At 59.2% G+C, this 13,885-nt stretch carries 11 protein-coding genes; 6 read left to right on the top strand and 5 right to left on the bottom strand.

Features of this window, described 5'->3' with window-relative positions; all coding sequences use genetic code 11:
• Positions 1 to 75 precede the first annotated feature (75 nt).
• A complete protein-coding gene (locus tag AUC61_RS07600) occupies positions 76 to 2,829 on the bottom strand; it encodes a response regulator (protein ID WP_243245360.1) in 2,754 nt (917 codons plus the stop codon).
• Between the two features lie 258 nt (positions 2,830 to 3,087).
• Here AUC61_RS07600 and cysM point away from each other — a divergent pair, with 258 nt between their 5' ends.
• The 5 genes from cysM (at position 3,088) to AUC61_RS07575 (ending at position 9,273) form a co-directional block, all read left to right on the top strand.
• On the top strand, positions 3,088 to 3,990 hold the full coding sequence (cysM, locus tag AUC61_RS07595; protein WP_243245359.1) for a cysteine synthase CysM: 903 nt from the start codon (positions 3,088 to 3,090) through the stop codon (positions 3,988 to 3,990).
• A complete protein-coding gene (rlmD, locus tag AUC61_RS07590) occupies positions 3,990 to 5,345 on the top strand; it encodes a 23S rRNA (uracil(1939)-C(5))-methyltransferase RlmD (RefSeq protein WP_243245358.1) in 1,356 nt (451 codons plus the stop codon). The genes cysM and rlmD overlap by 1 nt, the downstream gene beginning before the upstream one ends.
• A gap of 158 nt (positions 5,346 to 5,503) precedes the next feature.
• Positions 5,504 to 7,747, top strand: coding sequence for a GTP diphosphokinase (gene relA / locus AUC61_RS07585; protein WP_243245357.1), 2,244 nt, complete (start codon positions 5,504 to 5,506; stop codon positions 7,745 to 7,747).
• 120 nt (positions 7,748 to 7,867) lie between these two features.
• Positions 7,868 to 8,701, top strand: a complete 834-nt coding sequence (gene mazG / locus AUC61_RS07580) for a nucleoside triphosphate pyrophosphohydrolase (RefSeq protein WP_243245356.1) — start codon at positions 7,868 to 7,870, stop codon at positions 8,699 to 8,701.
• Between the two features lie 29 nt (positions 8,702 to 8,730).
• Positions 8,731 to 9,273, top strand: a complete 543-nt coding sequence (locus AUC61_RS07575; protein WP_243245355.1) for a DUF2058 domain-containing protein — start codon at positions 8,731 to 8,733, stop codon at positions 9,271 to 9,273.
• Between the two features lie 84 nt (positions 9,274 to 9,357).
• On the opposite strand, the gene AUC61_RS07570 is transcribed toward AUC61_RS07575, so the two are convergent.
• The 4 genes from AUC61_RS07570 to purM all read right to left on the bottom strand — a co-directional run bounded on the left by AUC61_RS07570 (position 9,358) and on the right by purM (position 12,352).
• On the bottom strand, positions 9,358 to 9,537 hold the full coding sequence (locus tag AUC61_RS07570; protein WP_243245354.1) for a hypothetical protein: 180 nt from the start codon (positions 9,535 to 9,537) through the stop codon (positions 9,358 to 9,360).
• Between the two features lie 384 nt (positions 9,538 to 9,921).
• Positions 9,922 to 10,635 (bottom strand): DUF3108 domain-containing protein, encoded by a 714-nt coding sequence (locus AUC61_RS07565; protein ID WP_243245353.1) that lies wholly within the window; start codon positions 10,633 to 10,635, stop codon positions 9,922 to 9,924.
• Between the two features lie 8 nt (positions 10,636 to 10,643).
• Complete coding sequence (gene purN, locus AUC61_RS07560; protein WP_243245352.1) at positions 10,644 to 11,294, bottom strand: phosphoribosylglycinamide formyltransferase; 651 nt, start codon at positions 11,292 to 11,294, stop codon at positions 10,644 to 10,646.
• Complete coding sequence (purM, locus tag AUC61_RS07555; RefSeq protein ID WP_243245351.1) at positions 11,294 to 12,352, bottom strand: phosphoribosylformylglycinamidine cyclo-ligase; 1,059 nt, start codon at positions 12,350 to 12,352, stop codon at positions 11,294 to 11,296. The genes purN and purM overlap by 1 nt, the downstream gene beginning before the upstream one ends.
• Positions 12,353 to 12,677: 325 nt before the next feature.
• Between purM and AUC61_RS07550 the strand changes: the two genes are divergently transcribed.
• A complete protein-coding gene (locus AUC61_RS07550) occupies positions 12,678 to 13,769 on the top strand; it encodes a DUF2066 domain-containing protein (protein WP_243245350.1) in 1,092 nt (363 codons plus the stop codon).
• The last annotated feature ends 116 nt before the right edge of the window (positions 13,770 to 13,885 follow it).

Raw genomic sequence — 13,885 nt, 5'->3', positions numbered from 1 at the left:
TCGGCAGCTCCTACAGGTCCTGTGTTCGGCGCGAGCCAGCGCAGTGCTCTGGGCGGCTGGCTCGCACCCGTCAAGTCAGGCACTCACCCGAGCTTCATCGGCCAGACGTTTCATGGCGGATTCCAGTTCGTCCAGTGCTTCGTCGACTTGTGGTGCATTTTGCTTGAGCAGGGTTTCGCTGCGTTGACATGCAGCACGTAATTGCGGAACTCCACAGTATCGGGTTGCGCCATGCAGACGATGTACGCGTTCAAGCAGGGTGTCCCGATCATCGGCTTCACGGGCTGCGCGGATTGCGTCGCGGTCACCATCCAGTGAAGCCAGCAGCATGGCCAGCATGTCAGCGGCCAGATCGGGTTTGCCAGCGGCCAGTTTCAGCCCTTCGTTGTGATCAAGCACCTGCAGGTCCGCGCTGCGGTGGCTGGACTCGACCGGCCGTTCGGGGGCTTGATTGCGCAACGCCAGACCGGTCCACTTCAGCACCACCTGAGCCAGTTGCCGTTCACTGATGGGCTTGGTCAGGTAATCGTCCATGCCGCTTTGCAGCAGTGCACGTTTTTCGTTGGCCATGGCGTGGGCGGTCAGCGCAACGATAGGCAGCGATGAACTCTGACGTTCGGTCTCCCAGGCGCGAATCGCTTCGGTGGTCTGGCGGCCATCCATGCCGGGCATTTGCACATCCATCAGCACCAGATCGAACGTCTCGGTCTGCACCGCGTGCAGCGCCGCGTAGCCGCTGTCCACTGCAGTGACATCGGCGCCCATGTCTTCCAGCAGGGTTTGCACCAACAACAGATTGGCCGGGTTATCGTCCACGCACAGCAGGCGCGGTGGACGGCTCGAAAGCGGCTCTGCTGCATCGCTGCGCTGAGTGCGAGGGCTGATCAGTTCGCACAAGGCGCGACGCAGTTTGCGTGTGCAGGCCGGTTTGGCCTGCAGTTGGGTATAGACATCCGGAACCGCCAGCTGGAACAGTGCCTGCTCGGTGGTCGGGCAGAGCACCAGCACTTTGCAGTCGAGGTTTTCCAGGTCCCAGATGTGCTGGCGCAAGCGCTCCGGTGGCAATTCGTGAGCGGTGATGCCCAGAACCGCAAGGCTGATCGCCGCCGGAGTTTGATGCGCGGCGGTGACGCCGTTGAGCAGGTTTTCCAGATTATTGAACACCAGCGTCTGCAAGCCGCAGTCTTCCAGTTGATGCTCAAGTGCCTGACGGGCCAGATCGTGTTGTTCCAGTACCGCGACCCGCAGCCCTTGCAGCGGCAGGGCAGGCAGGTCTTCGATATCGTCGCGCGCTTTGGGCAGGCGCAAGCTGATCCAGAATTCCGAACCTTCACCGGGCTCGCTGTCGACGCCAATCTCGCCACCCATCTGTTCGATCAGGCGCTTGGAAATCACCAGGCCCAGGCCGGTGCCGCCTGGCTGGCGGGACAAGGAGTTGTCAGCCTGACTGAAGGCCTGAAACAAGGCGCGCACGTCCTGGCTGGAAAGGCCGATGCCGGTGTCTTGCACGCTAATGCGCAGTTGGGCGCTGTCTTCGGTTTCGTCCTCGACCATGGCCCGGGCGACGATGGTGCCTTCGCGGGTGAACTTGATCGCGTTGCTGACCAGGTTGGTCATGATCTGTTTCAGCCGCAGCGGGTCGCCGTGCAATGACAGCGGCGTGTCGCGGTACACCAGGCTGACCAGCTCCAGTTGTTTGGCGTGGGCCGCGGGGGCAAGGATGGTCAGGGTGTCCTGCAGCAGGTCGCGCAGGTTGAACGGCACGTTGTCGAGGACCAGTTTGCCCGCCTCGATTTTCGAGAAGTCGAGAATTTCGTTGATGATGCCCAGCAGGCTGTCGGCGGACTTTTCAATGGTGCTCAGGTAATCGTGCTGGCGGGGCGTGAGTTCGCTTTTTTGCAGCAGGTGAGTAAAACCGAGAATGCCGTTGAGCGGGGTGCGAATCTCATGGCTCATGTTGGCCAGAAACTCGGATTTGATCCGGCTGGCTTCCAGCGCTTCTTTGCGCGCAAGGTCCAGCTCGATGTTCTGGATTTCGATGGTCTCCAGATTCTGTCGTACGTCTTCGGTTGCCTGCTCGATGCTGTGCTGCAATTCTTCCTGAGCATTTTGCAGTGTGGCCGCCATGCGGTTGATGCCCGAGGCCAGTTCATCCAGCTCCAGGCTGCCCAACGGCGGCAGGCGGGTTTCCAGATTGCCGTCCTTGAGTTGGGAAACTGCCTGTTTGATCAGGCTGATCGGGCCATTGATCGTGCGGCTCATGCGCAACGCAAGCACCGCGGTCAGGCCCATGCCTGCCAGGATCAGCAGCAGGCTGAAGAACATGCTGCGATAACCGCGCAACAACGTGCCGCTGTGGGTCAGCTCGACTTCGACCCAGCCCAGCAGGCGGTCGGCTTCATCGGGAATCAGCTCGCCGGTCAGGTGACGCTGGCGACCGAGCACCGGCAGCAAATAGCGTGTCGCGTCATTACCAGTGCGTTGCAGGAGTCGGGTGCCGCTGCCCTCCGGGGGCGGGTTGATCATGCTCGGCCCGGCATGGGCCAGTGGTTCCCGGTCCTCGCCAAGGAACGACACAGATCGCACATCGTTTTCTTCCAGCGTCTGCACCGCGATCCGCTCAAGCAAGGCGCTGTCTTTGCGATCAAGTGCCTGCGCGGCGAGAGGTGCCAGCTCCTGGGCAATCATTTCGCCGCGCTTGAGCAACTGCGCCTGCAGGTCGCTCAGTTGCATCCAGGTGAAATACCCCCCCAGCAGCGTCGCCATAATGATGGCTGGCACGATGGTCAGCAGTAGCACGCGGCCTTTGATACCCAGCTTTTTCAGCACACTTGTTTCTCCAGCGGGCCAGAATGGCCGGTGATCTTCACGCGGCTTGAAGGTTGGCGGATGTCAGGTTGATGCGGGCAAGTGTAGCTATTTAAGCGAACGCAATCGCGCATATTAACCTTACTGGGTGGAGGGTGGTCTGCATCGTGAGGCAGTGCGTTATTCCATTTGGCGATAATGCCCGCACTTTGCGTGATATGGGCTTTAAGCGTTTGCCGTTATGATAGGCGCCCCCGCAGTCTGGATTGCGAATACGCCATGACCCTGCAGTACCAAACAATCGCCGATTGCGTCGGCAACACCCCGCTTGTGCGCCTGCAGCGCATGGCGGGTAATACCAGCAATACGCTCCTGCTGAAACTGGAAGGGAATAACCCTGCCGGTTCGGTCAAGGACCGTCCTGCGTTGTCGATGATTACCCGTGCAGAACTGCGTGGCCAGATCCATCCCGCCGATACGCTGATTGAAGCGACCTCTGGCAACACTGGCATCGCCCTGGCCATGGCCGCGGCGATCAAGGGTTACAAGATGATCCTGATCATGCCTGACAACTCCAGCGCCGAGCGCAAGGCCGCCATGACCGCCTATGGCGCCGAGCTGATTCTGGTCAGTAAGGAAGAAGGCATGGAAGGTGCCCGTGACCTGGCTGAGCGGATGCAGAACGAAGGCCGGGGCAAGGTGCTTGATCAGTTCGCCAACGGTGATAACCCGCAGGCGCACTACACCAGCACCGGTCCGGAGATCTGGCAACAGACCGGCGGCACCGTCACTCACTTCGTCAGTTCCATGGGCACCACAGGCACCATCATGGGTGTCTCGCGTTACCTGAAAGAACAGAACCCGAATGTACAGATCGTCGGACTGCAACCGATGGAAGGTGCGGCCATTCCCGGTATTCGTCGCTGGCCGGAAGAGTACCTGCCGCGTATCTATCAGGCCGACCGTGTTGACCGGATTGTCGACATGGCCCAGATCGAAGCCGAAGACACCATGCGTCGACTGGCCCGTGAAGAAGGTATCTTCTGCGGCGTGTCCTCGGGTGGTGCGGTAGCGGGCATGCTGCGACTGTCCCGTGAAGTCGAAAATGCGGTCATGGTCGCGATCATTTGTGACCGTGGCGACCGTTACTTGTCGACCGGCGTTTACGACGCGCCCAACTGATGGCCAAACATGAAAGAGGCCTGCGCTTCCAGCCAGCAGGCGGTACCCGGGCAAACCAGATCCCGACCGGCAAGAAGCAGCGACTGACGATTGAGCGCCTGGCAAACGACGGGCGCGGCATCGCGTTTTTTGAAGGCAAGACGTGGTTCGTTGCGGGCAGCCTTGCAGGCGAAGAAGTCGAAGCCAGAGTGCTCAATGCCCACGGCAAAATCGTGGAAGCGCGCACTGAGCGTGTGTTCCAGGGCAGCGCCATGCGTCGTCCGGCGCCGTGTGCGCACTTCGGTCGTTGCGGTGGTTGCAGCGTGCAGCACGTGCCCCACACTGAACAGCTTGCCCTGAAACAGCGCATGCTGGCGGAGCAATTGCAGCGGGTCGCGGGAGTCGAGCCAGAGCAGTGGGCGGCACCGCTGACCCGGTCGGAATTTGCCTACCGCAGGCGCGCCCGGGTTGCCGTACGCTGGGACGTTAAGGCCAAACGGCTGGACGTGGGGTTTCGTGCGGCTGCCAGTCAGGACATCGTGACCATCGATGAATGCCCGGTGCTGGTACAGGCCTTGCAACCGGTCATGATGCAATTGCCGGGCATGCTGAAAAGCTTCAGCAAGCCGCAGGTGCTGGGGCACGTGGAATTGTTCCACGGGACGTCGAACGCTGTGCTGGTTCGACACACTGCACCCTTGGCTGAGAGTGATCTCGATAAATTGAAAGCCTTTTGCCATAACCATGACGCACAACTATGGTTGCATGGTGAGGGTGATCCGCAACCGGTAGATGCGTCGCAGACGCTGGGCTATCGATTGGAGCCCTGGAATCTGGAGCTTGCATACCGGCCGGGAGATTTCATTCAGGTCAACGCAGCGGTGAACACTGCGATGATCGAACAGGCGCTGGAGTGGTTGGCACCCCAGGCTGATGAACGGGTACTGGATCTTTTTTGCGGGCTGGGCAATTTTGCCCTGCCATTGGCGAAACAGGTCAAAGAGGTGGTGGCGGTCGAAGGGGTTGCGACCATGGTCGAGCGTGCCACCAGCAACGCAATGAGTAATGATCTGCACAACGTTGAATTTCATCAGGCGGATCTGTCGCAGCCGCTGGACAAGGCGCAATGGGCGGCGCAAGGCTTTAGCGCGGTGCTTCTGGATCCGCCGCGTGACGGCGCTTTTGAAGTGGTGCGCAAGCTCAAGGCGTTAGGCGCGCGGCGGTTACTTTATGTTTCATGTAACCCGGCAACTTTGGCTCGCGACACTGTCGAATTGGTCAATCAGGGCTACAGATTAAAACGTGCCGGCATCCTCGATATGTTTCCACAGACAGCGCATGTCGAGGCGATGGCGTTATTTGAAGCGAGTAAGTAAGCAGCGGCTCAAGGAATCGGGTGCGCAGCTTACATGGAGTCTCGTTTAATCCGACTGGCCCGCGAATACCAGTCCTCGCTTGCCCGGCGAGGAGTGTTCGCTCAAGAAGGTCAGCGACTGTAGGCGCTATTCATCGCGCCTTAGGGAAGGTAAGCAACATGGTACAGGTGAGAGCACACCAGCCGATAAACACAGACGGCAGTATCAATCTCGACGCATGGCTTGATCACGTGGTCAGCGTCGACCTCATAGTGGATCGACAGGCCCTTAAAGAGGCCTGTGAGTTTGTTCGGCAAGCCGAGCAGCAGGACAACGCCGCGAAGAATCTCTGGGCCGAAGGCACGTCCAGCTTTCATACGGGGCTGGAAATCGCCGAGATCCTCGCGGACCTCAAGCTGGATCAGGATTCGCTGGTTGCGGCGGTTCTGTACCGAGGCGTGCGTGAAGGCAAGATTCCGTTGCCTGACGTCGAGCAGCGTTTCGGCGCGACCGTCGCCCGGTTGATTGACGGCGTGCTGCGCATGGCGGCAATCAGCGCCAGTCTCAGCCCTCGCCAGTCGTTGGTGCTAGGTACTCAGGTGCAGGTCGAAAACCTGCGCAAGATGCTGGTGGCCATGGTCGACGACGTTCGCGTGGCCTTGATCAAACTGGCAGAACGTACCTGCGCTATCCGTGCGGTGAAAAACGCCGCCGAAGAAAAGCGTAATCGCGTTGCCCGGGAAGTCTTTGATATCTATGCGCCGCTGGCCCATCGACTGGGTATCGGCCATATCAAATGGGAACTGGAGGACCTGTCCTTCCGTTACCTGGAACCTGAGCAATACAAGCAGATCGCCAAGTTGCTGCATGAGCGTCGCCTTGACCGCGAACGTTTCATCAGCGATGTCATGTCACAACTGGACAACGAACTGCTGGCCACCGGCGTCAAAGCCGATATCAGCGGTCGCGCCAAACATATCTATTCGATCTGGCGCAAAATGCAGCGCAAAGGGCTGGATTTCAGCCAGATCTACGACGTTCGCGCCGTGCGCGTGCTGGTTCCGGAGATGCGCGACTGCTACACCGCGCTGGGGATCGTGCACACCTTGTGGCGGCACATTCCCAAGGAGTTTGACGATTACATCGCCAACCCCAAGGAAAACGGCTATCGCTCGTTGCACACCGCAGTTATCGGGCCGGAGGGCAAGGTGCTGGAAGTGCAGATCCGCACCCACGCGATGCACGAAGAGGCGGAGCTGGGCGTTTGCGCTCACTGGCGCTACAAGGGCACCGACGTCAAATCCGGCTCAAATCATTACGAAGAGAAAATTTCCTGGCTGCGTCAGGTACTGGAGTGGCACGAAGAATTGGGCGACATCGGCGGGCTGGCTGAACAGCTGCGCGTCGACATCGAACCTGATCGTGTCTACGTCTTCACCCCGGACGGTCACGCGATTGACTTGCCCAAGGGCGCTACGCCGCTGGACTTCGCTTATCGGGTGCACACCGAGATCGGCCATAATTGCCGGGGCGCGAAGATCAACGGCCGTATCGTGCCGCTCAACTACAGCCTGCAGACCGGTGAGCAGGTCGAGATCATCACCAGCAAGCAGGGGACGCCGAGCCGCGACTGGCTGAACTCGAACCTGGGTTACATCACCACGTCGCGGGCGCGGGCGAAGATTGTTCACTGGTTCAAGCTGCAGGCCCGGGACCAGAACGTCGCTGCAGGTCGAACCTTGCTTGAGCGTGAGCTGGCGCGTCTGGCGCTGCCTGCGGTGGACCATGAGCGGTTGGCGGAAAAAGCCAACATGCGTGCCGCTGACGATATGTATGCGGCATTGGGTGCGGGCGATTTGCGCCTGACTCAACTGGTCAATCTGGCGCAACAACTGGTCGAACCAGAGCGTGGCAACGAGCAACTGGAGCTGATTCCACGCAAGGCCACCGGTTACAAGCCTGGCAAGCGCGGCGATATTCAGATCCAGGGCGTCGGCAACCTGATGACGCAAATGGCGGGCTGCTGCCAGCCGCTGCCGGGCGATGCCATCGTCGGCTATATCACCCAAGGCCGTGGCGTGAGTATTCACCGTCAGGACTGCGCCTCGGTACTGCAGTTGGGCGGTCGCGAGCCGGAGCGGATCATTCAGGTCAGCTGGGGCCCGGTGCCGGTGCTCACCTATCCGGTGGACATCATCATCCGTGCTTACGACCGCTCGGGCTTGCTGCGCGACGTCTCGCAGATCCTGCTCAACGAGCGGATCAACGTTCTGGCGGTCAACACCCGCTCTAACAAAGAGGACAACACGGCGTTGATGTCTCTGACCATCGAGATCCCGGGGCTGGATGCGTTGGGCCGGTTGCTGGGGCGCATCTCGCAATTGCCGAACATTATTGAGACGCGGCGTAACAGAACGCCTTGATCGAGCTTGCACCGGTAGGAGCGAACTTGTTCGCGAGGCGATGGACCTGTGTATTCAGGAAGGTCGTCTCGCGAACAAGTTCGCTCCTACCGGTGGCAGTCTGACTGAACCAGGAACCCCATGTACTCTCTCCAAGACCTGCTCAACCTCATGGCCCGCCTGCGCGACCCTCAATACGGTTGCCCATGGGACGTGAAGCAGAATTACGCCAGCATCGTGCCGCACACCCTTGAAGAGGCATACGAAGTGGCCGACGCCATCGAGCGCGGTGACTTTGATGATCTCAAGGGAGAGCTGGGCGATTTGCTGTTTCAGGTGGTGTATTACAGCCAACTCGCCCGAGAAGAAGGGCGTTTCGAGTTTGACGGCGTCATCGACGGCATTACCCGCAAGCTGATTCGTCGTCATCCCCATGTTTTCCCTACCGGCGACTTGTACGCTCCTCTGGAAACACCGCGCCTGACAGACGATCAGGTCAAACAGCGCTGGGATGAGATCAAGGCTCAGGAGCGCGCCGATAAAGCCAGTGCGCCCGAACAGTTGTCGCTGCTTGATGATGTACCCGCCGTGCTGCCAGCCTTGTCCCGTGCGGCCAAGTTGCAGAAACGCGCGTCTCAGGTAGGTTTCGATTGGCCTTCAGCGTTGCCAGTAGTCGACAATGTTCGCGAAGAGCTGGATGAAGTGCTGGAGGCCATGGCTGACAACGACGCCGAGAGCATCGCCGAAGAAGTGGGTGATCTGTTGTTTGCTGCGGTCAATCTGGCCCGGCATCTCAAGGTTGATCCCGAAAATGCGCTGCGCGCCGCGAACAGTAAATTTGAACGCCGCTTCCGATTTATCGAACAGGCATTGCGCGACACCCAGCGTCCCATGGAAGATTGCACCCTCGAAGAAATGGACGCTCTGTGGGGCGAAGCCAAACGTCAGGAAAAGAAAGCGCCCAGCTGTGGCTGAGCTGCTGCCTCTGCATAAGTGAGTAGACAATGAGCATTTCCCTTCGCGATCAGTTACTCAAGGCAGGTCTGGTCAACCAGAAGCAGGCCAAACAGGTCGGCAAAGACAAGCAGAAAGAACAGCGTCTGGCGCACAAGGGCCAGATCGAAATCGATGACTCGCAGAAGCGTGCGGCTCAGGAAGCGGCGGCCGAGAAGGTCAAGCGCGACCAGGAGCTCAATCGTCAGCACCAGGAGAAGGTCGAGCAGAAAGCCCGGGCCGCTCAGGTCAAGCAACTGATTGAAGGGTCACGTCTGCCAAAGCTGACGACCGAGGATTACTACAACTTCGTCGATGACAAGAAGGTCAAGCGCCTGTCGGTCAACAACCTGATGCGCAGCAAACTGAGCAATGGCTCGCTGGCGATCGTCAGTCATGGCGGGGGCTATGAAGTCATCCCGCGTGAGGCGGCTTTGAAGATTCAGGAGCGCGACCCGCGTCGCATCGTGATGCTCAGCGAGCCGACTGAAGAGAAAGCCGACGGCGATGATCCGTACGCGGCTTACAAGATCCCTGATGATCTGATGTGGTGATACCCACGTCGTATCAAAACAAAACCCGCCAAGTGCGGGTTTTGTTTTTTAAGCGATTCTGCCGTTGTCCGGCACGGCGGCGTCTTACTGACTGCGTTGGTTTTCCTGTGCTTCGAGTTCCATCTTGTAGCGCTGTGCATCGGACTCGATATGAAACATGCCGACCAGTTGATCCTGCTGGTAGACGTCCCAGATTTGAATGCCGTCGGCAATGCTTTCATGGGAGATATGGGCGTCGTCGCGTTCAGTTACTCTTACGGTCATCGTTCAAACTCCTGACGTGGACTGCGGCGATCTGTCGCAGGCCTCAGTTATAGAATTTGTTAGCTGGCTACGTAAATAGTTGGTTTTTTTCATGTTCGATTGCGGGGTTGGGCGGGACGCTGGAAGCCTTGTTTCATAAGGGCTGCAGCGTGGCTGGTGAGTAAATGAAGATTATTTCATGTGGCGCACATAGGTTCAGGCTGGCCGCATTCCTCCCTGTGGGAGCGGTGCTTGCCCGCGATAAGGGCGACGCGGTTTCTCTGCAAGACCGCAGTGCCCTTATCGCGGGCAAGCACCGCTCCCACAGGGATCGCGTTTCGTCGGCAACATCCACAAAAAAGCCCCGCACGATGGCGGGGCTTTTTGACTGCGGGCTGGCGGCTATTAGCTACCTTTGACCGCTTTGCCATTCACCGTGCCGTCCAGCAGCATGATGTTGTATTCCTTACCATCGGTTTCGACCTGTTGCAGGCGAACCAGCAGGTAGTCCCAGTCTTTGGCGAACCAGAGCACGGTAATACGCTTGCTTTGCGTCGGGTCGCGTACGCGCTCGACTTTGATAGCGTCGATCTGGCCCGCTTTTGTAGCTACCTTCTCGGAACCCAGCACGCGGAAGTCATAGGTATCAATCTCGTCACCGTCGACGACCTGATAGCTCATGCTCTTCTTGCCAGCCGCCACGTCGTGCTGCAAAGCCAGTTGATACGTGGATTTGTCCAGTACGCCGCGATTCAGAGGCAGTTTGACGGCGTCGCCGCGGTCACTGCCAGTGATGAACTTGTTGGACCAGTCGAACGCCAGATCAACCTTTTTCGACTTGCCCAGGCCGCCGCGCTCGAAGTTGTAGGTCTGCGGCAGCATGGTGTCTTTGTCGACTTTCAGCGTGCTGACTTCGGTCAGGCTGGCGATCATCATGGACGCCTTGAAATTCAGGGTCCAGACGCCGTTCGGGCCCGATTCCAGGCTGCGCGTAGCCGTGCCACTCATGGGCAATTGTTTCCAGTCGGCAGTGTAGCTGGCGGAGAATGGTTGCAGGTCTGCGGCCTGAGTGACAGGCAGTGCGAGCAGAGCGAAAGCGAACAGCAAAGCGCGACGCATAATATCTCCTAGGGTCGAATCAAGTGGCCATTGGCGGCGATCAACTGCCCGTCCAATAATGCGCCTTCTGTGCCAAGGCTCAAGCGGCCTTCGGCAAACCAGCGAATAGCCAATGGGTAAATATGGTGTTCCTGGACATGAACACGCTGGGCAAGAGAGCCAGGCGTATCGTCAGGCTCCACTGAAATCACTGATTGTACGACCAGTGGTCCGCCGTCGAGTTCCTCTGTGACGAAGTGCACGGTACAGCCGTGCTCGGCGTCGCCAGCATCCAGCACCCGCTGATGGGTGTGCAAGCCTTTATAGAGAGGAAGCAGGGAAGGGTGGATATTCAGCAGGCGCCCCTGATAGTGCCGGACGAAGCCAGCGGTCAGGATTCGCATGAAGCCCGCGAGGACAACCAGCCTGGGCTGGAAGGTGTCGATCAGTTCGATCAGCGCGGCATCAAAGGCCTCGCGACCATCGTAATCCTTGTGGTCAAGAACGCAGGTATCGATACCTGCGTCTCTGGCGCGCTGCAAACCGAACGCATCGGCGCGGTTGGAAATCACCGCGCGGATGCGGGCGGGGTGATCCCCGCCCTTGAAGCTGTCGATCATGGCTTGCAGGTTGCCGCCGGTGCCGGAAAGCAGCACCACTACATCACAGGGTGCGGGCATCAGTGCGCCTTGAGGTTCTTCAGCTCGACTTGCGCAGCACCTTCGGCAGCTGTGGCGATCTGGCCGATGACCCAAGGCTGCTCACCGGCTTCGCGCAGAACGTTCAGCGCCGTTTCAACGTGCTCCTGAGCAACGCAGATGACCATGCCCACGCCGCAGTTCAGCACGCGATGCATTTCGTTTTCAGCAACGTTGCCTTGTTGCTGCAACCAGTCGAATACGGCTGGACGCTGCCAGCTCGCCACGTCGACCACTGCCTGTGCACCGGCTGGCAATACGCGAGGAATGTTGTCCAGCAGGCCGCCGCCAGTGATGTGGGCCATGGCTTTGACAGCGCCAGTGTCCTTGATCAGCTTGAGCAGAGGTTTGACGTAGATACGAGTCGGTGCCATCAACAGTTCGGTCAGCGGCTTGCCGTCGAGCTGGATGTTTTCAATGTCTGCGCCTGCCACTTCGATGATCTTGCGGATCAGCGAGTAACCGTTGGAGTGCGGGCCGGAAGATGGCAGGGCGAGCAGGGCGTCACCGGCAGCGACTTTGGAGCCGTCGATGATGTCGGCCTTTTCCACTACGCCGACGCAGAAACCTGCCAGGTCGTAGTCTTCGCCTTCGTACATGCCTGGCATTTCAGCGGTTTCGCCGCCAACCAGCGAGCAACCCGCCAGCTCACAGCCAGCGCCGATGCCGGTAACCACGTCGGCAGCGGTGTCGACGTTGAGTTTGCCGGTGGCGTAGTAATCAAGAAAGAACAGCGGCTCTGCACCGCAGACCACCAGGTCGTTGACGCACATGGCGACCAGATCGATACCAATGGTGTCGTGCTTGTTCAGGTTCAGCGCCAGACGCAGCTTGGTGCCAACGCCGTCGGTACCGGAAACCAGAACGGGCTGCTTGTAGCCTGCCGGGATTTCGCAGAGGGCGCCGAAGCCACCCAGGCCGCCCATGACTTCTGGCCGCTTGGTGCGCTTGGCGACGCTCTTGATGCGTTCGACCAATGCTTCACCGGCGTCGATGTCTACACCGGCGTCTTTGTAGCTCAGGGAGGGTTGCTTGCTCATAATCCAGGCCTTTAGGGGGGATTCGGGGGATCGACCGTTACAGCGGGGCCTCTGAAAAGCTGCATGCAGTTTTTCGGGCCGCCACCATCGCCAGTCTGCGAAGGCGCGCGATTTTATCAGGCTTGGGCCTTAGCGGCCATCCTTAGGCCGACGGGCTGGCTCATTGAAAGCAAAAAAACTGTGTGTCAGTGTGCTGCCCCAGACTGTGTAAGGTGTAGCCTTCATCTTTAATGTGAATGTTTGGCTGCCTTTTGCGGTCTCACCCACGCCAGTCACTTCGACGCGGTTTCTTTTCTTGCCGCTTTTTTCCGTTCGGGAACTGTCCATGCGTCTTTCAAATCTGTTTTTTGCCGGCTGCCTGTCACTGCTCAGTCTGCCGAGCTTCGCTGAAACCGTGAACAATCTGTATCAAGTCCGTGAACCGGTCAGTGGCCAGTCTCCTGATGAGCGCAGCCGTGCCACTCAGGCTGCACTGGAAACCATGATCCTGCGCCTGACCGGCGACGCTCGTGCGCCAAAGGGCTCCTCGTTGGCCGAACTGCGCAAGGACCCGCAACAAGTCATCAGCCAGTACGGCTACGAAGCTGGCCCGCCGGAAACCTTGTTGGTGGATTTCGATCCGGCCAGCACTGACCGTGTGCTGCGTCAGGCCGGTTATTCATTGTGGGGTAGCAACCGGCCAACGATTCTTGGTTGGTGGCTGAACGATGCAACCGAAGGCTCCAACCTGGTGGGCGACGGTCAGAGCTCTGCTGAGCCACTGCGGCGTGCGGCCCAGCATCGCGCCTTGCCGCTGCGTCTGCCTCTGGCTGATCTTGAAGAGCAGGGCGTCGGCACCGCCAAGAACATCGAAGGCACTGATCCCACCGCCTTGAAGCAAGCTTCGGAGCGGTATGGCGCGGACGCGTTGCTGGCAGTGCATGCCAAGGAAGACGCCGGGCAATGGCAGGGAAAATGGCGTTTGTGGATGGGCGATCAGCGCGAACAGGGTACTGCGACCGCAGCGACTTCCGAGGCATTGGCTGACGCCGTGCTGCTGGCGGTCAGTGAGCGCCTGGCACCGCGCTTTGTTGCCAAACCCGGCGCCTCCAGCGGTTTGCTGATGCAGGTGCAGGGCATGACCCTTGAGCGTTATGCGCAACTGATGCAATTACTCGAACCGTTTGGCGCGCGTCTGAAACAGGTTGAGGGCGATCGCATCATTTATGAAGTGAATGGCACTGCCGAGCAACTGCGTTCGCAACTGTCACTGGCCAAGCTGCAGGAAATCCCGGCGTCCGAGGCTGCTCAGGCACCGGCGGCTCCGGCTACACCTGGACAACCTGCTCCGGCACCGGTTGACGCTACAGCACCGGTTCAGGCGCCTGCGCCGACAATTGTTCCTGCGAGCGCACCGCAAATTTACTTCCGCTGGTGACTTATCGCCGCGGCAAGCTGTCGGTTAAGAGCGCAAGACTGGATCTGTTGGAGCGAGCGGACGCCGCCCGCTCGCTCTTATCAAACAAAATATAACTACCTGATCTGAATGTTTCT

The sequence above is a fragment of the Pseudomonas maioricensis genome, assembly GCF_022790535.1.
GTDB classification, from domain to species: domain Bacteria; phylum Pseudomonadota; class Gammaproteobacteria; order Pseudomonadales; family Pseudomonadaceae; genus Aquipseudomonas; species Aquipseudomonas maioricensis.
Note: the sequence above shows the minus strand (reverse complement) of the source record. Positions and strands in the feature narration are given on the sequence as shown.